This window comes from Actinomadura graeca, assembly GCF_019175365.1.
Taxonomy (GTDB): Bacteria; Actinomycetota; Actinomycetes; order Streptosporangiales; family Streptosporangiaceae; genus Spirillospora; species Spirillospora graeca.
This window is the reverse complement of sequence record NZ_CP059572.1, coordinates 8,328,997-8,349,902: the sequence shown is the minus strand read 5'-3', so window position 1 is coordinate 8,349,902 and position 20,906 is coordinate 8,328,997. Positions and strand designations below refer to the sequence as shown.

General features: G+C 69.7%; 18 protein-coding genes and 2 pseudogenes. 12 read left to right on the top strand and 8 right to left on the bottom strand.

Going from position 1 to position 20,906, the window contains the following annotated elements:
- Positions 1–79: 79 nt before the first annotated feature.
- A pseudogene (locus AGRA3207_RS37020) lies at positions 80–728 on the top strand (transposase family protein); the annotation flags it as partial.
- Between the two features lie 21 nt (positions 729–749).
- Here AGRA3207_RS37020 and AGRA3207_RS37015 read toward each other — a convergent pair.
- From AGRA3207_RS37015 to AGRA3207_RS37000, 4 genes are all read right to left on the bottom strand, one after another.
- Positions 750–1,598: a PIN domain-containing protein gene (locus AGRA3207_RS37015; protein WP_231332011.1), complete on the bottom strand. Its 849-nt coding sequence runs from the start codon at positions 1,596–1,598 to the stop codon at positions 750–752.
- A gap of 223 nt (positions 1,599–1,821) precedes the next feature.
- Positions 1,822–2,457 carry an NPCBM/NEW2 domain-containing protein gene (locus AGRA3207_RS37010; protein ID WP_231336506.1) on the bottom strand — a complete coding sequence of 212 codons (636 nt, stop codon included), beginning with the start codon at positions 2,455–2,457 and terminating at the stop codon, positions 1,822–1,824.
- Positions 2,458–2,794: 337 nt separating this feature from the next.
- Positions 2,795–3,502, bottom strand: coding sequence for a hypothetical protein (locus AGRA3207_RS40010; RefSeq protein WP_273699971.1), 708 nt, complete (start codon positions 3,500–3,502; stop codon positions 2,795–2,797).
- 1 nt (position 3,503) lies between these two features.
- Positions 3,504–4,280: a hypothetical protein gene (locus AGRA3207_RS37000; RefSeq protein ID WP_231336538.1), complete on the bottom strand. Its 777-nt coding sequence runs from the start codon at positions 4,278–4,280 to the stop codon at positions 3,504–3,506.
- A gap of 859 nt (positions 4,281–5,139) precedes the next feature.
- On the opposite strand from AGRA3207_RS37000, the gene AGRA3207_RS36995 reads away from it, so the two are divergent.
- From AGRA3207_RS36995 to AGRA3207_RS36965, 7 genes and pseudogenes are all read left to right on the top strand, one after another.
- The gene (locus AGRA3207_RS36995; RefSeq protein ID WP_231332010.1) at positions 5,140–5,880 is read left to right on the top strand and encodes a pentapeptide repeat-containing protein; all 741 of its coding nucleotides are present in this window, start codon (positions 5,140–5,142) and stop codon (positions 5,878–5,880) included.
- Between the two features lie 351 nt (positions 5,881–6,231).
- Positions 6,232–6,606: a hypothetical protein gene (locus AGRA3207_RS36990; RefSeq protein WP_231332008.1), complete on the top strand. Its 375-nt coding sequence runs from the start codon at positions 6,232–6,234 to the stop codon at positions 6,604–6,606.
- A complete protein-coding gene (locus AGRA3207_RS36985; RefSeq protein ID WP_231332007.1) occupies positions 6,587–7,933 on the top strand; it encodes a hypothetical protein in 1,347 nt (448 codons plus the stop codon). Before AGRA3207_RS36990 ends, AGRA3207_RS36985 begins: the two co-directional genes overlap by 20 nt.
- Before the next feature lie 44 nt (positions 7,934–7,977).
- Positions 7,978–8,487, top strand: a complete 510-nt coding sequence (locus AGRA3207_RS36980; protein WP_231332004.1) for a site-specific integrase — start codon at positions 7,978–7,980, stop codon at positions 8,485–8,487.
- Positions 8,474–9,184: pseudogene (locus tag AGRA3207_RS36975) on the top strand (helix-turn-helix domain-containing protein); the annotation flags it as partial. The gene AGRA3207_RS36980 and the pseudogene AGRA3207_RS36975, both read left to right, overlap by 14 nt.
- Positions 9,185–10,040: 856 nt before the next feature.
- Positions 10,041–11,462, top strand: a complete 1,422-nt coding sequence (locus tag AGRA3207_RS36970) for a transposase (protein ID WP_231332003.1) — start codon at positions 10,041–10,043, stop codon at positions 11,460–11,462.
- A gap of 238 nt (positions 11,463–11,700) precedes the next feature.
- The gene (locus tag AGRA3207_RS36965) at positions 11,701–12,234 is read left to right on the top strand and encodes a hypothetical protein (protein ID WP_231332002.1); all 534 of its coding nucleotides are present in this window, start codon (positions 11,701–11,703) and stop codon (positions 12,232–12,234) included.
- Here the strand turns inward: AGRA3207_RS36965 and AGRA3207_RS36960 are convergent.
- Positions 12,204–12,500: a hypothetical protein gene (locus AGRA3207_RS36960; protein WP_231332001.1), complete on the bottom strand. Its 297-nt coding sequence runs from the start codon at positions 12,498–12,500 to the stop codon at positions 12,204–12,206. The genes AGRA3207_RS36965 and AGRA3207_RS36960 overlap by 31 nt on opposite strands.
- 118 nt (positions 12,501–12,618) lie before the next feature.
- Here AGRA3207_RS36960 and AGRA3207_RS36955 point away from each other — a divergent pair, with 118 nt between their 5' ends.
- The 4 genes from AGRA3207_RS36955 to AGRA3207_RS36940 all read left to right on the top strand — a co-directional run bounded on the left by AGRA3207_RS36955 (position 12,619) and on the right by AGRA3207_RS36940 (position 15,215).
- Positions 12,619–12,792 carry a hypothetical protein gene (locus AGRA3207_RS36955; protein ID WP_231331999.1) on the top strand — a complete coding sequence of 58 codons (174 nt, stop codon included), beginning with the start codon at positions 12,619–12,621 and terminating at the stop codon, positions 12,790–12,792.
- Complete coding sequence (locus AGRA3207_RS36950) at positions 12,773–13,354, top strand: hypothetical protein (RefSeq protein WP_231331997.1); 582 nt, start codon at positions 12,773–12,775, stop codon at positions 13,352–13,354. The genes AGRA3207_RS36955 and AGRA3207_RS36950 overlap by 20 nt, the downstream gene beginning before the upstream one ends.
- Before the next feature lie 113 nt (positions 13,355–13,467).
- On the top strand, positions 13,468–14,001 hold the full coding sequence (locus AGRA3207_RS36945; protein ID WP_231331996.1) for a hypothetical protein: 534 nt from the start codon (positions 13,468–13,470) through the stop codon (positions 13,999–14,001).
- A 536-nt stretch (positions 14,002–14,537) separates the two neighbouring features.
- Positions 14,538–15,215, top strand: coding sequence for a ribonuclease H family protein (locus AGRA3207_RS36940; protein ID WP_231331995.1), 678 nt, complete (start codon positions 14,538–14,540; stop codon positions 15,213–15,215).
- A gap of 558 nt (positions 15,216–15,773) precedes the next feature.
- Here AGRA3207_RS36940 and AGRA3207_RS36935 read toward each other — a convergent pair.
- The 3 genes from AGRA3207_RS36935 to AGRA3207_RS36925 all read right to left on the bottom strand — a co-directional run bounded on the left by AGRA3207_RS36935 (position 15,774) and on the right by AGRA3207_RS36925 (position 20,672).
- The gene (locus AGRA3207_RS36935) at positions 15,774–18,386 is read right to left on the bottom strand and encodes a tetratricopeptide repeat protein (RefSeq protein ID WP_231331994.1); all 2,613 of its coding nucleotides are present in this window, start codon (positions 18,384–18,386) and stop codon (positions 15,774–15,776) included.
- A gap of 708 nt (positions 18,387–19,094) precedes the next feature.
- The gene (locus AGRA3207_RS36930; RefSeq protein ID WP_231331993.1) at positions 19,095–19,835 is read right to left on the bottom strand and encodes a hypothetical protein; all 741 of its coding nucleotides are present in this window, start codon (positions 19,833–19,835) and stop codon (positions 19,095–19,097) included.
- Positions 19,836–20,324: 489 nt separating this feature from the next.
- Positions 20,325–20,672: a hypothetical protein gene (locus tag AGRA3207_RS36925; RefSeq protein ID WP_231331992.1), complete on the bottom strand. Its 348-nt coding sequence runs from the start codon at positions 20,670–20,672 to the stop codon at positions 20,325–20,327.
- Positions 20,673–20,906 lie beyond the last annotated feature (234 nt).

The window sequence follows — 20,906 nt, the reverse complement described above, 5'->3', positions numbered from 1 at the left end:
TTTCGGCTCTGTCCCGTAATCGGTGGTGGCGGTGAGTGATCACCTGCCAACCTGGGGCGTGCTGGAGATCAACAATCTGATGAGTGTGGTGTTTTCGGGCCTGTCTGCGCTGGTCATCGAGGATGTCGCGGACGACAACGATCGCATTCGGGTCATGGCCCGCACTCGGGAGGGGCTGGTGCCGTGCCCGATGTGCGGGGTGCTCACCGGGCAGGTCCCACGGCTTGTGCGGCCGGACCGTCACCGACGTCCCGGTCGACGGGCGGCCGGTGGTGGTGCCGGTGCGGGTGCGGCGGCTGGTCTGCCCCGCACAGGGATGCTCACGGCAGACGTTCGGTGAACAGGTGCCCGGACTGCTGGAGCGCTATCAGCGCCGTACCAGCCGGCTGACCGGCCAGTTGAGCGCGGTGGTCACAGAGCTGGCGGGCCGGGCGGGTGCTCGCCTGTCACAGGCGCTGCAGGTCGTGGTGTCGAAGTCGACGGCGCTGCGGCTGCTCATGCGGCTGCCACTGCCGCCGCCGCGGATCCCGCGGGTGCCCGGGGTCGATGACTTCGCCTTGAAACGCCGCCACCGCTACGCCACCATCCTCACCGACGCCCAGACCGGCGAGCGCATCGACGTTCTCCCCGGCCGCGGTGCCGACGCCCTCCAAGCATGGCTGCGTACCCACCCCGGGGTCGAGATCGTCTGCCGGGACGGCTCAGGTGCCCACGGCGAGGCGATACGCGAGCCCACCAGCATCAAGCCCCTACTCCTGAGGGGGCTCCGGCTCCGTCGGTGCCAGGTGCAGGTTCAGCACCTGCAAGCCGCGAGAGCGGGCTTCCATGGTCTGGCCGGTGTCATAGGTGGCCACGGTGACCGGGTGGGCGGCGAGCCCTTGGACGGCGAATGCCTGGTCGACGATCTCGGCGTCCTCGATGGGCAGGCGTACATGGCCGGGCCGGTCCATCAGGATCTCCAGGGTGATGGCGCCGCGCCCCGGCTTGAAGCCCGCCTCGCGCAGGATGCCGGGTTCCTGCGGTCTGGGCAGCTTCCCGTTGAGGACTCCGGTGGCGTGGCCAGCGCGCCACCGGGTGTGCTTGCGGCCGCTCTCCTTGAGACGGTCCAGTTCCTCAACGACGACGAGCGGTACGGCGATGTGCAGAGGCTCGCCCTCGGCCATTCGCAGGTGCTCGGCCAGGTCCCATTCTGCGAGCTTGACCGCGTGCCTGCAGAACATCGAGGTGTCGGGCACCACGACCCTGGCGGCCGCCCAGCGGTCCCGCTGCGCCTGCAAGGTCTCCTCGATCTGCCTCAGCTCGGTCTTGCGGAAGTCGATCTCGTTGTTGATGGTGTCGGTGTTGACCGCCAGGTCCACGGCGTCGATGGCGTGGATGTGCCAGTACGCCGGCGTCATGAGCAGACGGTCGAGCTCACCGGGGGGCAGGACGTGCCGGAGGGCGGCGACCGAGGTGTTGACCCAGCGAAGGTAGTCGTTTCGACGCCCGACGGCGGCTGAGTAGTGCTGGCTGCCGAGGTTTTCCAGGGCGTTGCGGACCCGTTCGAGCGGCTTGAAGATGCTGTCCGGGGTCGCTCCCGGGAGGAGTCGAAGGTGCATGCCCGTGACCCTGGCAGGTCGCCGGCGTTAGCGTCACCCCGTTTGCCGCAGCCGACGAAAATGTTCTCGCCGCGCACGTGCGGGCCACCGTCGACCTGGATTGGTAAGGCCGCCCGCAGCGGGGGTGGCCAGTCTCTACGTTCAACTCATGGCGGAAAGTGTTTCGGCCGAAATACTTTCGGGACGATGGGACCTTCGGATCTGCTATGGAGTTCTATGGCGGTCATGGCTCCAGTTGGGGTTCACCGATGGCCACGCTGACAGACGTGCTTGTTCCGCATTCGTCTCTGGTTGTTTCGAGACCAAGGCGTACCAGGCCGCGCATGTCGAGGTCGATGTGCGCGGGGCGGCGCAGCTGGACCGTCCCTGAATGGATGGTCTTCCCATCGCCGGTTATTTTGAACGAAACGGGCGAGGTGTCTTCTGTATCGTCGGCGAGTCCCACGGCAGCACGAAAGCGGCTGTAGCCGCGGCTGAGGGCGTACTGACGATCTCCTTTCCCGCAATCACTCAAAACCGTCATGCCATGGACATAGTTCTGTCCGTCAACAGTTACCGGTCCATTCTTCCAAGCATGGTAGAGACTGGGGGTCTCCTCGGCAGGTTCAAGATCTGTCAGATAGACCTTCTGGGCAGGCCGGTCGGGGGGCGAACCCGGTGGTTCGGCCGTGGCCGGAGGGTCAGTGCCGCGCGGGGGGACGCCTTGGCCTGCGGAGGAGGGGCCAGCGGAGGAGGGGCCAGCGGAGGAGGGGCCAGCGGAGGAGGGGCCAGCGGAGGAGGGGCCAGCGGACACGGCTGCGGTCACCAGTGCGACGACGATGAGCGTGGCCACGGCGCCGGCACCGGCCGCCAGGAGCATCCTGCCGTCGAGCGGCCTTGCCGGGGCATCACCATCACCCAAGACCACCAGACACTCTGGCTAGACGAACCGGGTAAACCCGTAGGCGAACCTATTGACCCGGAACCGGCCTCCCCGGAAGAAAACTAAATACAAGGGCCGGTACCGAAAGAGGCACCGGTCCGCCTACTCAAGGCCGGTTTCACTCGACAGTACGCTGGTTTTCATTCTCAATTTGCGTGAACCGCGCGGCGATCCAAACCACCCGCCTCCGGTGTACCGGCCGAGTAACAGGCTCCATGGCCGGAGAACGTTCCCTGCAATATGGCCAACGATCGCAAATTCAGGCTCGCAACTGTCAGCCAGTGACCTCAAGCCGGACGGATCCCGCATTCCCGGCCTGGCCACCTGCACCGCTGGCGCCAGGTTGTCCCGGCCTGCCCCAGGCGGGGTTGGGGCCGGGGTTGGGGCAGTCGCTGCTCGCCGAGAACTCCCCTGTGGTGAAGCCCTGCAGACCTGGAGCACCGTGCGCTCCGCCCTGCCCACCTCGGCCGCCTGCACCGCCCAGGCCGCCCCGTGCAGCCAGCGGGTCGTTGTTCGTGGAATTGTCAGTACGAACCCGGACGAACACGCTTCCACCGTTGCCGCCGCGGCCACCGGCCCCGCCCTGCCCGCCGTTGCCGCCATTGCCACCGTTGCCGCCGACCCGGCCATGTTCGCAGTCGTTCCCGTTGCCGCCCTGCCCGCCCTGGCTGCCGTCACCTCCGTCGCCACCGGGGGCGCCGTTGCCGCCCTCCCCACCTGCCGCCGTGAACTTCACACTGCCGTTGAGGAGACCGATCTCGAAGGAGATCGAACCGCCGTTGCCGCCGTTCCCGCCGTTCCCGCCGGAAATCCCGGGGGCTCCATCGCCCCCGGGAAAGCCAATCTGCGCGCAGTCGTCGTCCAGCCAGTTGCAGTTGGCGCCCTGTGCTTGTGGTGGTTGCCGGGGACTAAACGCCTTGGGCGGCTGGTCGGTCCGGTCGGGAAAGTCTCCACCGCGTGCATCGATCACTGCGACGGTCATCTTAATGCCCCTTCTCAGGAAGCACCCCGGGATAGTGCGCGGAATGCCACTCGACGGACTTCGAGAACCCGGGAAGGAATTTCCCGATCGTGATATTGCGCGGCTCATGGGGGATCTCGAGCGGCGGACGCGGCACGACGGGCGGGCTATAGGGTGGACCAGGTGCGTTCCAGTCCGGCTCATTCGGCCCACTGACCGTCCCGCAGGACGCATTGACCGAACCGCTCATGAAAAGGAGCCTGCTTCCCGAGGCGAGCCGGACGGTGTCGGCGTGGACGACATGCACCGTCGAGTCCATGACCAACGTGGCGTTGACCCCGACATCGACATTCTGTGCCCTGGCCACCCCGACATAGAACGGGGTACTTCGCTCCAGCCAGCGCCGCACGTGGTGGTGCACCTGGACGACCTCGGGGTCTGTCGGTTCGAGGAACCGTCCCCGGGCGCCGTGCAGTACCTCGATGAGGCTCCGGTGGCTCCGTCGAGCCTGGCGGTTCGGGCCCGAGCATTCACCCTCGGGTGCGAGCCGCTCCTGCTGCTCCCGAAAGGCGTCGTCGTCGGCGCGCAAGGCATCGGCGGCGTCCTGCTCGGAGATGTTCTCGGGGACCATGCGCAGGTCGCGGAGATCCTCGAAACGCTGGACCTCGACGATGTGATAGCCGCCGTCGGGGCGGTCGAACGGACCGAACCACCGCGCATCGGAATCCGGAACCTCGATATCGACGCTTGGAGCACCGAGCGCCTCCTGGACAGTTACCGGCTCGGGTAGTTCGACCACAGAAAATCTCTCCTCAACGCATGCGACATGTATGAGCGGCTCGGCAGCACCATTTTCGTGTTACGCACACGGCCATTCAACACCTGACCGCGAGCCGATCGCCGACTCCCTTGCCCTGGCCCGTACCCGGACAAGAGCATGGCTGAACGCGCCAAACATATCGGGGACGGGACCAAATACCCATAAATCGGCGCTAACGCCGGCACCATCCCAAGATCCGAGCAAAATACTCCTTTTGTATCGCCCGGCGCCAAGCAAAATCGATAGCCTCAATCCGAGTCTGCAAACCAAACGCAGACACAAAAGTCACAACAACGCGACTGGGACACACAAAAACACGTCATTGCCGCAAGACAAATGCCCTGGCGCTGCACTTACCCACACGATCGTCGGCCAACGTGGCCGCCGTGAACCCAAAACCCAGGACGACACCCATCCCGACGGTTTCTGGCGCCAGCAGCCCGCTTGACGTCTTCCCGACAGCACCGCAGGCGACGCTAGGCAGGGTCCATGTGCAGTTCTGGTGGGTAGGGTTGCCGCCATCGATGGCCGTCTGGAGGGACGAGTTCTCTCAGGTGGTCGTGGGTGTTGGGCACCATGCTCTTGAAGTAGCGCGTCGGCGCTGCGCGGGGGTTGTTACGTGCCAGGTACTCGAGTCCGTCGCGTCCGGTGAGGTTGGCGTATCCGCGCTGGCCACGGCCGCGGAAGAGGTAGGCGGGTCGGCCCCAACTTCTGGGACCGGCGGCCCTGCGGCGGGAGGCGGTGACGATGAGCCGGCCGCTCTTGTGCCGGTTCGGGCCCAGCCAAGCATCCACCCAGACCCGCCTCCCGTTGGAGATCCAGCGGCGGGCGGCGGCTGGTGGATGAGGACGACGAGGAGATCGCGCCCGGCATCACCCGGGACCGCATCCATCCCTACGCCGCCCTGCCCGGCGCGGACCTGTATGGCGTGGACCTGGCCGGTGCGAACCTGCTCGGCGCGGATCTCACCGGCGCGGACCTGTCCGGCGCGGACCTGACCGGCGCGGATCTGACCCGCGCGAACCTGGCCGACGCGGGCCTGGCCGACGGGCGTCTGATCCGCACGCGCCTGGTCGGCGCGGACCTGTCCGGCGCGAACCTGCTCGGTGCCGACCTCACCGGTGCCGACCTCACCGGCGCGAACCTGTCTGGGCGCGGGTCTTCTCTCTGGTCCGGTCTCCTGGGCGATGTCCGCCTGTCCCAGGTGCGGCTGAACGGCGTGGACCTGGGCGGCGCGTACCTGTCCGGCGCGTACCTGTCCGGCGCGGACCTGATCCACGCGGACCTGTCCGACACGGACCTGTCCGACACGGACCTGTCCGGCGCGGACCTGTCCGGCGCGGACCTGTCCGGCGCGGACCTGACCGGCGCGGATCTGACCGAGGCGATCTTGATCGGCACCCGGCTGCTGCGGGCGCGCTGGACGGGGGCCGAGGCGGAGGGACTCCAGGATCGGCCCGGGTCCTGGGGGGAGACGCGGTGGCCCGCGGCCTGGGAGACCGGGATACGGCAGCGGTCGGCGCAGGTCGCGCGGGGCGTGTACGAGGTGGTAGGCGAGGATCCCGGTGGACCCGCGTAGCACTGGCCCGACAACGACCACCCGGTCACTTTCTCTCACATAATGCTGACTATGTGAGAGCGTGAGGGCTCATGGACGACGCACCTGTCACCGGGACCCTGATCTCGGCAACGCGTCCAGCACCTGGTCCCCTGGATGGATCGTCCAACCACGAGAAGACGGGACTGCCACGCTCGTTCGGAGATCACTACAGACACGGAGCGAAACAGAAAGCTGATGTGACAGGGAATGGCCCATTCCCTGTCACGACCGCATCCGGCCGCCATAGGCGCAGGCGTTCTCACCTCGGTCGTCCTCCCCGGCCCATACGGTCAAAGCCGACACATTCCCTGTCACATTAGGCGGTCTGTTATGCCTGGCGAGGGCACCATAGAACGCGACGAGATCGTGCGCCTGATGAGCCTGTCCGACGACACGCTCTTGGCGGAGCTGGGCTCAAGCGCGCACGCCGCGTTCCCGCAGAATGCCCTGAGGAGGGGCAGGCAGGTCCTCGCGCGGCTTCGCGAGGCCGCCCAGGAGGCCGTTTGCGGTGACGCCAGGATCAAGCAGATCGCGCAGGATGGCGACAAGATCGCCCTCGCCGGAGCGATCGCAGATCTACTGGCGACCCAGTTCGCCGTCACCCCGGCGGCGACAGTGTCGGTGCTGCTCGTGCGATCCGGGGTGACTGACTACTGCAGCGCGTACTGGGGCCCCGAGGCTGGCGATGGCACTGACCGCCGATGAGGTTGCCGCGCGCGCCCGCAACGCTGTCATCACCGCAGATGATCATTACTACTTGCCTGAAGGAAAGCTCCTCGACTGGCCGGACCACCCGGACTACAACGAGAGACTGTTTTCGCCTATCAGCGACATGCTCGCTGAGTACCCGCACCTTGCAGACGATCTCGGATACGCCTGGGCAGCCGACCGCTCCGCCTATCGAACTTTCATGGATGTGGTATTCCAACGCCATCTCCTAGAACTACTCGCGGACGTCGATCCCAGCCATCCCGGTCTGATTGACGCGAATCCGGTCGCCGCCCGGATGGCGATCAACCGAGATTTCGTCTCCTACGCCCAGCCGGGTCGCGACCTGGACTTCATCTTCATCGGGCGCGGGTTCATGGATGTCCTCAAGTACTTCACGGAGATGACGCTCGACATCATAGACCTAGCCCCCGCCTCAAATGGTCAACGCTCTTGGTGGGGACCGGCGAACCTGGAGGACATCTGCCGGAGCCACTCACAGGGGGTAGCGAAGGCCATCATTACGTTCTTCAATCGCTCGACCAAGGTGTGGGAGGAGGAGTTCCCGAGCGGAGGTTCCCCGATCTCGGACAGGCTCAGGGCAGGGCCCGGCCTCATGCCGTACACCTACGACGCGGTGGAGTCGTTCATCGTGGGCCATGAACTGGCCCACCTGCTGAACCGACACGATGTACGGGACACCACGCCCATAAAGGAGGTCAACGCCGACTGGGCTGCGATCTCTCTGCAAACGGCACGGCACGGTACTCAGAACAGATTGTTCGGCTCGGCAGAACCGGCCGCTATAGCATTAATCCTCGGCGGACCAGGCTTCTACTTGCTAGGCAGCATCTTCTATCATATCGCAGCATTTCGCGAATGGGTCTATTCCAAGCCCATCGACCCACACTTGGAAACTATCATCCAACTGAACGTCAGGAAGATCCTCTATCGCGAATTCATAGCACACCTCCATGGTTCGTCGACACTGCACTATGTCGACCAGTGCGGCCAAGCCATCTCCAGGATCATGGAACTCTGTTACGCGTCCTTGTACGGCATTTCACAAGGACGCAATGCGAAGGCCGCGGGAAGGCTAATTCCATTCATCGACGAAGACCCCTTCGAGTGCATGTGGGACGCTGACCGTGCGACAGGAGACCTCTTGCCATGCGAGTTGCCGCGGTGCTACGACCCCGCGAACGCGCAGTGGTCCGCGCCCGCCAGCATCGAGGAGGCCATCAGGGACGCCATCGTTGAAATCCTCGATGAGTACCTTGGTGATTCGACGGATGGCGGCGGCGCTTCGCGAAGCGGGCAGTGAACGGAGACGAACGCGTGACCGGGCATCGATTGACGGCAAGTGGTATGTGCGGCCGTGCCGTCGTGCCGCTGGCCGACACCGCTCTGGGCGAGGCCGCCGCGGCGTTCCTGGTCCGCCGCGACCTGGACGCCGACACGCTGCGCTCCTACGGCCAGATGCTGCGGCGGCTGCGCCGCGAGCTCGGCGAGACCGCCCCGCTCGCCCAGGTGACCGCCGACCAGGCCGACGCGGTGTTCACCGCCGCGTGGAACGAGGCGGCTCCGCGGACCTGGAACCGTCACCGCTCGGCGCTGCGCTGGTTCACCACCTGGGCGGCCGACCGCAGCTGGGTCACCACCGACCTGGCCGCGCTCATCGAGCGGCGGCCGGAGAAACGCGACCGCACCCGCGCCATCGATCGGCGCACCGTCGAGGCCCTGCTAGCTGTACTGACCATGGAGGTTGGGAACGGGGCGGCACGGTCGGATGATCTTGAAATGAGGGAGGGCCTCCGGGTTCGGTGTGGATTGCGACATCTGCACCGGACGCCAGGAGGCCCTCATGCCCCACCGTAACGCCCCGCTGACCGAGACCGGACGTCTGCGCCTGGCCCGCTGCGTGGTGGATGACGGCTGGCCGCTGCGGCGGGCCGCCGAACGGTTCCAGGTCTCGGTGAGCACGGCCCGGCGGTGGGCGTCCCGGTACCGCGAGCTGGGCGAGGCGGGGATGGCCGACCGCTCCTCGCGCCCGCACCGCAGCCCCCGCCGCACCCCCACCCGCACCGAGCGGCGCATCATCAAAGTGCGGGTCCTGCGCCGGTGGGGCCCGGCCCGCATCGCCTACCTCCTGGGCCTGCACCCCTCCACCGTCCACCGCGTACTGACCCGCTACGGCCTGCCCTGCCTGCGGCACCTGGACCGCGCCACCGGCCGCGCCGTCCGCCGCTACGAGCACGACGCGCCCGGCGACCTGGTCCACGTCGACATCAAGAAACCCGGCAACATCCCCGACGGCGGCGGGCACCGCGTGCACGGCCGCGCCACCGGCGGCCGCAACTCCTCGGCCCACCGCGACCCCGCCCGGCCCCGCACCATGCACGGCCGCCCCAACCTGGGGTACGGCTACCTGCACAACGCCGTCGACGACCACTCCCGCCTGGCCTACACCGAAATCCTGCCCGACCAGACCAAAGAGTCGGCCGCCGCGTTCTGGCAGCGGGCACAGGTGTACTTCGCCGACGCCGGCATCACGGTACGGCGCGTGCTGACCGACATTCAAACTTGGTGGTGTCCCCAAGATGGTCACCTCGTCCGGCCGGCGGCGTGAGGATCTGGGGTGACCGGCGCCCGCTCGTCACCATTGCAGACCGATTGGGGCCTGGTGCTCCTTGCCTGTTGATCGTGGGACGAGCGGGGCCAACGCCGGGAGATCGCGTGTCCTGTTAGGAACCCGGCCCATGAACCACAGAGAAGCTTTCATCTGGCTGATCATGACCGTAGAGCCCCGCGCCCGGGGGCCTAGCTCAGCACGCCGCGCGAATACGACCAGTCGAATACGGCAGGGCACCGGTCTCGGCAGCCGGTGACCTGGACGCTGCGCGCGGCCGCGCTCCTCTGGTGCTCGTGCCCGGCGTCCGGCCGGGACGTTCCGGGGACGCGCTGAGACGTCCTCTAGCGGGCCGGGACGTCCTAGCGGCACGGCCCCGCTAGACATCCGATGCTTCTAGCGCGTCAAGCGGCAACGGCGAGCCGGGGTCCGAAGGCGGCGATTTCGTTGTCGGGCTGTCTGGTCTGGCTACGACGTCTTCAACTGGGATCTGGCCCATTTTTGTGATTGATGCGGCTCCGTTGGCCCGTTCAGGTGTGCTGGGCGGTACTGGCCCGTAGCCCGCTGGTCGCGGGCGAGCATGTGTCACGTGGAGAGATCATGATCTTGGGGTGTTGCTGCCTCATCTGGCCGAGGTTGAGGTCGAGCGGGTCGAGCAGGCGGCTGGTGGGGTGCGGATCTGGGCGCGGACATGGCCGGTGGCGGTGACCTGCCCGGGCTGCGGTTCGTCCTCGTCCAGGACGCATAGGGTACCGGCGCCGGCCTGGCCGGCACCGCGATGGGTGGTCGGGAGGCGACCATCGTGCTGCAGGTCCGCCGCCTGTTTTGCGATGAGCGGTCGTGCAGGCGGCGGACGTTCGCCGAGCAGGTGCCCGGTCTGACCGTCCGGCATGGGCGCAAGACGCCGCTGCTGGTGGAGTTCCTGCGCAGCATCGCGGTCGCTGTGGCCGGGCGTGCCGGGGCACGGCTGGCTGGCGCGCTGTGCGCGGTGGCCAGCAGGTCCACACTGTTACGGCTGGTCATGGTGGTTCCCGATCCGGCCGCCCCGACTCCGCGGGTGCTGGGTGTCGACGACTTCGCGATCAAGCGTGGTCACCGGTATGGCACCGTGCTCATCGATGGTGAGACCGGTGCGCCGTTGGAGTTACTGCAGGGCCGGGATGCCGCTGTCCTGGCGGACGGGCTGACCGCGCATCCAGGTGTCGAGGTGATCTGCCGGGACCGCTCGGGCGCCTACGCCGAGGGCGCGCGCAGCGGAGCGCCGGAGGCGATCCAGGTCGCCGATCGCTGGCATTTATGGGCCAACCTGGTCAAAGCGGTGGAGAAGTGCGTGGCCGCGCACCGCTCGTGCCTGCCCGAGCCCGCATTGCCCGAGCCTGCAGTGGAGGGGCCCGCGCTGGAGGGGCCCGGCGGTGACTGGGAACTCCAGCCGACTGCGCCGCTTGAGGCGGCGGCGCCGGAGCCGGCCGGGAAGTTCGCCGAGCGCGCCCGGCGGCATCACACCCAGGTCCATCAGTTGCTGGCCGGGGGGTATGCGATCCGGGCGATCGCGCGGCATCTGGGCTGGGGGTGGCACACTGTGCAGCGCTACGCCCGCGCCGCCAGCTGGCAGGATCTGGCCGAGGGGCGCTGGCAGGCCCCGCGCGCCAGCATGCTGGATCCCTTCAAGCCGCACCTGCACCAACGCCTGGACGAGGGCTGCGGCAACGTCACCGGGTTGTTCCGGGAGATCCGCGCGCTGGGCTACACCGGCAGCTACTCCAACCTCCGTGACCACCTGGCCGGGCAGCGTCCGGCCAAGACGCCGCTGGCCACGCCTGCACCGAGCGTGCGCGAGGTCACCGGCTGGCTCACCCGCCATCCCGACTCCCTCACCGAGGACGAACGGCCCCAGCTCAAAGCCCTGCTGGAACGCTGCCCCGAACTGGAACTCGCCAACCAGCACATTCGCGCCTTCGCCGCCATGCTCACCCAGCTGAGCGGCCACGATCTCCCGCGATGGATCAGCGACGCCCACGCTGCCGGGCTGCCCGGGGTCTCCTCCTTCGCCAAGGGCCTGGAACAGGACCTCGACGCCGTCACCGCCGGGCTGACCGGCCGCTGGAACTCCGGCCCGGTCGAGGGCCGCGTCAACCACATCAAGATGATCAAACGGCAGATGTTCGGACGAGCTGGCCTGCCGCTACTCCGTAAACGGATACTGCTCACCGCCCAGCACACCTGAACGGGCCAACGAAGCCGCATCAATCACAAAAAGCGGGCCAGATCCCAGTCGAAGACGTCACGGCCACCCGCCATCACCCGGCTACTGCGCGTCAGCCTCCTCGTGGCCGTTCAGGCGATTCGTTTCAAGGCCAGGCAGGGGCCCATCACCTAATCTTTACGGCCGGGCGGGGGAATCGGGATGGGCTGGTAGGGCGAGTCATCGACTACTTTCCGTGCCCGCCCCTAACGTTGCGATCATGGAAAACGAGTTCATGCCGAAGGAACTCCTGGCCGCGACCGCCCGCATGGTTACCGAGACAGTCAGCTACCTGCAGGAGGTCCTGGCCTACGGCCGTTCTCCGTCTGAATGGGAATGGCCGCGGATGATGCTCTACCGGGCCACCGATGCCCAAGACACTCTCGGCATGCTCGTCGGCCTCTATGCTGCGCATGTTCAGCGCGCCGGCCACAGCCCTGACGACATCGCGAGGTACCTGCAGACCTACCAGCAGAGGCCCCGCACCCAGGTACCGCAACAGGAAGACTTCGACTACCTCGACGGCCTCACCGACCGCCCCGCCCGTGACGGGGCCAGCGGCCGATACATGCTCGGCAAGATTGCACGCGAGGGCTGCGGAGCCGACAACGCCCCTCAGCAGTGGACCCTCGCCTGCATCCATGCCCTGGGAGCCCTCTCCGGTGAGGGGGAGGACGAGTTGGAGTCGCTGCCGCCGGGTATCGGCGACAAAGCACGGCAGCTCTACTCGGCCATGGCGCGCGAGAGGGTGTAGCCGTGCGCGGCGGCCCGGCTGGCCAATGCGGCCACCTGCTCATCCGCCTCCGCCCTCCGCAACTCGTACAACAGGGGGGCGACGGCGCCCGGGTTGTCGAGGGAGACGTGTGCGGCGGGGTCACAGGCCACCAGCGCGGCCACCTGCTCAACCGCCCCCACCTCCCGCAACCCCTCCAGCAGGAAGGCGACGTCGTACGGGTGGTCGAGGGAGACGTGCGCGGCGGCCCGGCTGGCCAATGCGGCCACCTGCTCATCCGCCCCCACCTCCCGCAACCCCTTCAGCAGGGAGGCGACGGCGCCCGGGTGGTCGAGCGGGGCGTGCGCGACGGCGTGTGCCGCTGGGCGGTGGTCGTCGGCGCTCGCCGCGTACCTGGTCGGCGATGTGGCGCCGTTGCTGCGCGGTACCAGCGGCGCGGCCAGGCCCGCGCTGTTTGTGGCCGCGGCCGAGCTGTCGTATCTGGCCGGGTACATGGCGGCCGATGCGCTGCGCACCGGTCTTGCGCAGCGGTACTACATCCAGGCCGGGCGGCTGGCCGATGAGGCCCGCGCCCGGTGATGCGCGCGACCGCGCCGGACGGGACCTGGCCGACGCCGCCGCCGACGGCATCAGAGCCGGGTCACCGGTGCGGACCCGCGCCTGGATCACCGGCATGTGCGCCGAGGCGCTCGCGGCCGCCGAGACCGACCGGTACCGCGCCAGAGCGCTGCTGCGCCGGGCCGAAGCCGACCTGGACCGCGCCGACTCGGCGGCCGAGCAGCAGGAGGCAGGGTACCGCCGCGAGTCGTTCGAGCATCAGACCGGCCTCGCCCTGGCCCAGCTCGGCGACCTAAGAGCCGAGGAGCACTTCACCGCCTCGTTCGGCTCCCGGCGTCCCATCGAGCGCCGCACCTGCGCGCTCATCGGCGTCCGCCTCGCCCACGTCCAGCTGCGCCGCCACCGTCCCGACCACGCCGCCCGCACCCTGCTCGGCCTGGGCACCGACCTCGCGGTGTCCTCGGCGCGGGTCCAGCACACGCTCACCCGGATCCGAGCTGGATGGCAGCCCAGCCGCACCGACCCTGACGTAGCCGCAGCCGACCGGCTTCTGGCGAGCCTGATCACCCCCGCTCGGCACTGAGCTCTGATTCGGCCCGGGGGAACATCGGCACCGGCCAGTGATCACCAGAGACCAGGCAGACGGCGCTGTCCGCCGCCGGTCACGCGCTGCTGGTCGGTGTCGCCACGGTGGTGGTGATCTACCTGACGCGGTTCGCGCGGCCGCGGCTGGAGTACGGGCTGCGCACGTCCGCGCCGCTGCTCACCGCACCCGGCGGAGTCCGCGATGAGCTTGAGGTGCGCCACCGCGGGGTCAGGCAGGAGCGTCCCTTCCTGCGCGAGGTGGTGCTCGCCGGGCGCGGGCGCCGGGACGTCCCCCGCAGCGCCTTTGACGGCGATGACCCGATCCGGCTCGACCTAGGCGTCCGGATCGTCGAGCTGCTCCAAGTGGAGGCCAGCGACCCGGCCTCGGCGACACCGCCACCGCCGGTGCGCGTCGAGGGGACGGCGCTGCTGGTCGGTCCGGCGCTGCTCGGCCGCCGCCAGCGGCTCGTCTTCACCTGCCTCGCACAGGGCCGACCGCGAAAGGTCCGGTGCTCGGCTCCGCTGCTCAACACCACCGTACGAGCCGGCAGTGACCCGGCTCAAAAGGTGGATAGCCGTCTAATCTTTCTCGCCACCGGCGTCGGCCTCCTCGCGTCCATCGGGTCCATGAAGAGTTTTCTTTAGGCGCTGAGCTGACCGTCCGAATCGGTGGATAACATGTTTCCGCGCACCGTGCCGGACCTATCCCATCCTGCCCGGACCTGAATCACCTGGGCCGCCGGTCGCCGCGTACGCACCTTGCCTGCCAGCCGGGGCCGGATTGTGGCATATGGCACGGTGGTTACCGTCACCCCGAGTAGGCGCGGAGCGGGGAAAACCGGGTGATCACAGCAAAGCCACCGGAGATCTCTCAGAGTCTCACCTGAAACACCTGCGAACTATGGAGAGAACCGTTGTTGCCGACGACCTCGCGGGCGGCCCCCAAGTGCGTCCTCAGGGCAGGATCGGTCGCGGTAACAGCGACGGCGTCCGAGAGCGCGCAGCTTAGCGACGACGGCGTAGCCACTTTGTAGGCGCACGCGCGGCACGCGCAAGTAGTCCGGGTTCCCGCATGACTAGCAGCAGAGGCCGTGCGCGGTGCCGGGAGCTCCCGGGTACTCCATCTGTTGTCGTCCCGCGATCGGCCCCACTTTGATCCGCGGGCCTGGCAGCATGGGCGGATGCCGAACCGCCTCATCGCCGCTTGTGACGGAGCCTGCAAGAACAACCCTGGTCCTGCCGGCTGGGGGTGGGTCATCGCCGATGCCGATGAGCGAGTAGTGCGATGGGCGTGCGGGCCACTCGGCGATGCGACCAACAATGTCGCCGAGTTAGCAGCCCTGCAGCAGCTGTTGCTGACCACCGACAAGGACGCAGATTTGGAGATCCGCATGGACTCCAAGTACGCGATCGACGCGGTGACCAAGTGGCTGCCCGGCTGGAAGGCCAGGGGCTGGAAGACCGCTTCCAAGAAGCCGGTCGCGAACCGATACCTGATCGAGGCGATCGATGACCTGCTGACTGGACGCACGGTCGTGTTCGTGCACGTCCGGGCGCACCAGGAGGATGGGGACTTCCTCAACGCGCTCGCCGACCGGGCGGCCAATGCCGCAGCGACCAGCCAGCAGGCCGCCAGCGGCACCAGCGCTGACGAGGTCCCCCCGGAAGCCGATGATGTTCAGCCCCGTCGCCTATCAGCGCCCTACCGGGTTTCGAGGTCGGCTGCTATCACGGCCAAGTTTCCTGGGATCTGTCGTTGTGGAGAGGCTTTCAAGCCCGGAGACGAGATCGTCAAAGGTGTGGGCGGTAGATGGGGGCACCCGGCATGCGCGCAGGCCGGGGAAACCGCCAAGCCGTGATGCAGGTGGTGCGGGAGGCGGTGGGGATGTATCGGGACCTGGCCGCAGGCGACCCCGCCCACCACGCCGCATAAGCCCGCAACCGGACAACCCCGTCCCGCGGTCAAAGGGCCGTCGATGCCCTGGTGGTGCTGTCTGGGAGACCTTCGGATGCCAGACCCATCGGGAGGTGTCCGATCAGCGGTGGTTCGTGCAGGCGGTGACGTCGCAGTGCCCGTGTTCGGTCCGGTGAGTCGCGTCGGCGTGCGAACACACCGTTTTCGCGACCGGTGAGGGCCCGTTCTCGGCCGTGTCCTCGACGTCGCCGGCGGCCGAGGGCGGCCCCGGGGAGTGCGAGATCCCGCAACAGACGGCCACGGACGGCCCCGATCGGTTCGATCCGCTCGGTGGTGCCGGGGCCGCGCGCCGCACCTTTGTGCCGTGCCTGCCGGGCGGGCTGACGGTGCGTCCCGGGGGTTCGGCTGCGGGTCTGCTAGCGGCGGGTGACCGCCCGCCACCAGCGCCGCAGCCGGCCATGGGCCGCCATCTGCCGCCGCGTCGTCTCAAGATTGTCCAGCGTCACGGCCTGGCCGTGCCGGTCGCCCAGGTCACCGAAGATGCCGGCGGCCCGGGTGCAGGCGGCGATCGCCTCGTCGAAGCGCCGCACCTCCCGCAAGGCCAGGGCGAGGTTGTTAACGCCTGGCCTTGGCCGTGCCTGTCGCCCAGGTCGCCGAAGATGCCGGCGGCCCGGGTGCAGGCGGTGATGGCCTCGTCGTAGCGCCGCGCCTGCTGCAGGGCGACACCCAGGTTGGTCAGCGCGTGGCCTTGGCCGTGCGGGTCGCCAAGGTCGCAGGAGATGGCCAGGTACCGGGTGTGGGCGCCGATGGCCTCGTCGAACCGCCGCACGTCCTGCAAGGCCAGGCCGAGGTTGGTCAGCGCCTCGCCTTCGCGGTACCGGTCGCCCAGATCGCGGTAGATGGCGGCGACCTGGGTGTGGGCGGTGACCGCGTCCTCGAACCGCGCCAACTCCCGCAAGCCCAGGCCGACGGTGTTCAATGCCTGGCCCTCGCCGGCCCGGTCGCCCAGGCCGCGAAGGATGCCGGCGGCCTGGGTGCAGACGGCGATCGCGTCCTCGATCTGGTGCACCTCCCATAGGGCGACGCCGAGGTTGGCCAGCGACTGGCCCTGGCCGTGCCGGTCGCCCAGATCCCGGTAGATGGCCACGGTCTGGGTGTGGGCGGTGACCGCCTCGGGGAAGCGCTGCACCTCCCGCAGGACCAGGCCGAGGCTGGCCAGCGCCTGGCCTTCGCCGTGCTGGTCGCCCAGGTCGCGGGCGAGGGCGAGGGCCTGGGTGCAGGCCGCGATCGCCTCCTCGAACCGCCGCGTCTGCCGCAGGGCGACGCCGAGGTTGGCCAGTGCCTGGCCTTCGCTGTGCCGGTCGCCCAGGCCACGAAAGATGGCGGTGGCCTGGGTGCAGACGGTGACCGCCTCCTCGAACCGCCGCGTCTGCCGCAGGGCGGCGCCGAGGTTGGCCAGCGACGCGCCTTCGCCCTGCCGCTCGCCCAGACCGCGGGCGATGGCGGCGGCCTTGGTATGGGCGTCGATGGCCTCCTCGAACCGCCGCGCCTGCTGCAGGGCCAGGCCGAGGTTGTTCAGCACGCGGCACTCGCCGCCCCGGTCGCCGAGCTGGCGGCTGACGGCGAGGGCGCGCCGGGCGTTGGCCAGGGCATCGCCGAAATGGCGGCGCAGCAGCAGGAAGTCACCCACCGCCTCGGCGAGGGCGATGGCGGCCGCCGGACGGACGGCGGCGGCCACCGCAACGGCCGCGACCAGGTTGAGGCGTTCGGCGTCCAGCCACGCAAGCGCGTCCTGCCGGCCGGTGAACCGGCCGGACAACCCGATCTCCGGCCGCGCCACCACGTGCCCGTCCGCGGCGACGACAGTGACGGCGTAGTACTCCATCAGCCGCTCCAGCGCCTGGGGATGGCGGCCGTCGGCGCGCGCCAGTTCGGCGGCGTACAGCTTGAGAAGGTCGTGCATCCGCCACCGCCCCGACCCCACCGGCACCTCGGCCAGCAGCCCCGCAGCCGCCAGCCCCGCCAGCCCGGCCCGAACCCTGCCAGCGAACTCGCCGGGCTCGGCCCGATCACCGGGCTCAGCCGAGTCGGCGGGACCGTCGGGGTCGGCGACGAGCGCGGCGGCGGCGCCGGTGGCGATGTCGGGCCCGGGATTGAGCGAAAGCCACCGAAACAGCCGCTGCAGGCTGGGGTGCAGGCGGCGGTAGGACAGCGCGAACGCCGCCCGCACCGGCGCCGACCGCCCGCCGGCGGGCCGCCCCGCAGGGCCGGGCGGGGTGAGCCGGTCCAGCCGCTTGCGCTGATCGGCCAGCGCCCCGGCGAGCGCGGCGACGGGCAGGCCGGGGTCGGCGACCAGGATCGCCGCGGCGATCTGCAACGCCAGCGGCAACCGCCCGCACAACGCCGCGACCCGCCGCACCGCCGCCGCCTCGGCACCCGGGCGGCCATCCCCTGGCCGGGCCCGCAGCAGCACCAAGCCGATCAGCTCGGCCGCGGCGTCGGGCTCCAGCTCGTCCACGTCCAGCAACCGGGCGTCCAGCCCGGTCAGGGTGTCGCGCGAGGTCACCAGCAGCCGATGCACCCGACCGGCGGGGACCAGCGGCTCCACCTGCCCGGTCTCCGAGGCGTTGTCGGCCACCACCAGCACCCGCTCACCCCGCCCCGCGCGCCGCGCCAGCTCCGCCTGGTACAGCCCGGCCCGCTCCGCGGGGGTGGGTGGCAGATCCCCAACGGGCACCCCCAGGGCGCGCAGCAGCACCTCGACCGCCTGCTCGGCACTCATCCCCCCGGCCGGGTCGTAACCGCGCATCTCCACGAACAACGCCCCACCGGGAAACCAGCCCCGCGCCACCGCCTGATGCGCGGCGTGCAGCGCCAGCGCGGTCTTGCCGATCCTGCCCAGCCCCTGCACCGCCGACACCACCACCACACCACCCGGACCCGCCGCACCCAGCCCCGCCACATCCAGATCCACCGCATCCAGATCCACCGCTCCCGCAGGGGGGACGGGCGCGGCTTTGGGGGCAGGGCCGTCCGGGCCGGGGGCCAGCACCCCGAGCAGCACGTCGGTCTCGGCCCGGCGGCCCACCAGCAGCGGCGCCGCCGGTAACGACACCACCCCACCCGGCAAGGCCCCACCACCGGCCCCGGCGGGGTGCGGGTGATGGTGGTGCACGTGCTGATCCCGGCCCGCCTGATACACCCGGCCGCCGCCAGAGGCGGTGGCCTCCTGGAAGACCCCGCCCTCCCCGCACCCCTCACCACGATCGGCCCTCATGAACCCGCGGGGAGAACCTACTCCCCCGCACCCGGCCGCACCGCACCCGGCCGACCCGCGCCCCTGCCCGCCCGCCCTCGCCCCGTCATGACCGACATCATCGACACCCGCGCCACCGCCCCGCCACCCCCTGCCCCAGACCGGTCACCGCCCCTTGTGCGCGGCGCTTCACGCATCCGTGCAGGCGGCCTCGGAGACCGACAGCGGCGCTGTATAGGACCGACGACTGCTCCCGCGCCCCCCGGACCCGAAGATCCCCGCCGTGGGCGACGTGCCCGGGATCGGCCAGCCGGGCGCCCCCGGGCACCGGCGGCGCCCGGCCCATCGATCACCCCGATCCCGTGACCTGTGCTGCATTCACCGTGACCCGGGATATGGGCAGTGCCCCACCCTAGCGAGCACCCCCGGTCGCATTCCGCAGTTCCGCACCCGAGGCGGGACCACGGCGACCCGTGACCGGGCCCGTGGCCGCTCCAGGGCCGAACCGGCGGCGCGGGGTTGTCCGCACGGGGCTCGGGGGTTCCCCGATTCGCGTGCTCGTGCGCACTACCTTCGGTCTTGGCCTGTGCTCGTGATCGGGGCCGAGGGTGTGGCGCTGGGCTCCGGGTACGGGTGTGCCCGGTCGCCGAGCGGTTCCAGGTCCACGCGACCGTTCGGCAGGGGCCGGTAGGCGGGGGTGATCTGCCGGTCCGGTGAGGGCGCGCAGGCGGCGGGCCACTGCACGGCGAACGCGTGGGCTGCGGCGCAGTGCAGCACGAGGCGGTCGAAGGGGTCGTAGCCGTGGCGGATCCCGGCGGCGCGTTCGTGGTCAAAGAACGGGCCGGCCAGCAGCCGCACGGCTTCGCGGTCCTCAGGCCGGGGGCCCCACCACGACACCGTGTCCAGAGAGGTGGCCGGCTGCCGGTGCCCGGCGGGGTCCTGCCCTGCGGTGGAGCCGTGGTCGAGGTGGCGGGCGGGCAGCCAGTGGTGCTCTTGGACGAGCGCGGTCACGGTGCGGTAGTGCTGGACAATCCGGTCGGCCGCATGCCCGAGTGCCGCCGTCAGAGCGTCAGCGGATTGCGGGGCGGGTACGCTGTCGCCGACGGCGGCGGCTCGCCGGTGCTGCCGGTCGCGGCGGGTCAGCAGGTGGCGCACCGCGGTCAGGTCGCGCAGCAGGGCCCCGGCACCGTAGGGTCCTCGTCCTCCCTGCTGGGTGTTGGTGAGTGCGGCCTTCAGTAGTTCGCCCTGTTCCGGGGTGATCTGCGAGGAAGGGCGGTGGACCGCGTCGCGGCCCAGGCCGGTTTGCACGAGCTGGCACTGACCGCGTGTCAGGTCGGCGTGCGCGGCGACCCGCTGCGCGGCGGCGCGGTAGACGGCGCGGCGGTACGCCCGCGGGCCCGCTCCACCGGCGGCACCGTCTGCGTCCGCTGGGGCGGCGGGGCGGGTGGGCGACGGCGGCCAGGGCCGGAAAGTGGGTCAGGTCCTCGGCGAGGCCGTGTGGGTCCCAGGCCAGCTAAACCGGGCGTTCCCCGGCCGCGTACCGGGCGACGGTCGCGAGGGATAGCTGGGTTGTGCCCGGCATGGCGCCGAGTGGCTGCGCTGCCAGGCCACGCAGCTGCTGGCCACGCTCGCCCCTGACCCGCCCGCGCTCGCACCCGCCGGCACCGACCTGTGCGATGCGCTCAACGCACTGTTCGCCGCGGCCGCCGCCCGCCAATCCGAAGACCGGAGCGTTCCGCTCGGCACCAGGTCGCGTTCCAGGGCACCTCAACCGCCCAGCGGAAGCGGAACCAGCGCCTAAATCAGGCCCACCTGCTGGGACTGCTGTTCGCGCGCCTGAGCGGTCTGGACTTCACCGAGCGCGAGCGGCGAGGCGGGTGTAGTCACCGTGTCGTCCTGGCCGGTGCGTAAGGTCACCGCGGTGGCCAGCAGGCTGCCGTCGGCCAGGAGCGCCCCGATCAGCAACACCCGCTGTTGATCCACTGATAGCGGCCCTGACGTGTCGCCGTTCCCGCACGGCGCCGGCACAATTCCGGGCAGCGTCCGCGCGGTCCTCGGCGCGCTCACGTTCATGGTCACGGCGTTGCCGCTGCAACTCCAGCCGCCGGGCAGATCGTCCAGCTCGGCCCAACCCGGCGCGCTCACCCGAGGCACCGGATCAACCGGCTCTGTCGCCGAGGCCAGCGTAGCGCTGGGGCGTGCGGGCTCATCGGGCCTGCGGCCGGATCGGGCGGGGTTGGCAAGGGGGTATTGAGCTCGCTCACGTCTGTCAGACGCCCGGCAGCCTCTCCGCGCTGCCTAATGCCCGTCCTTCGTCCCTGGAGGGGCATTCGCTCGCCAGTGCCCTTCACCGATCCGAAGCGGGCTCCGCGATATCAC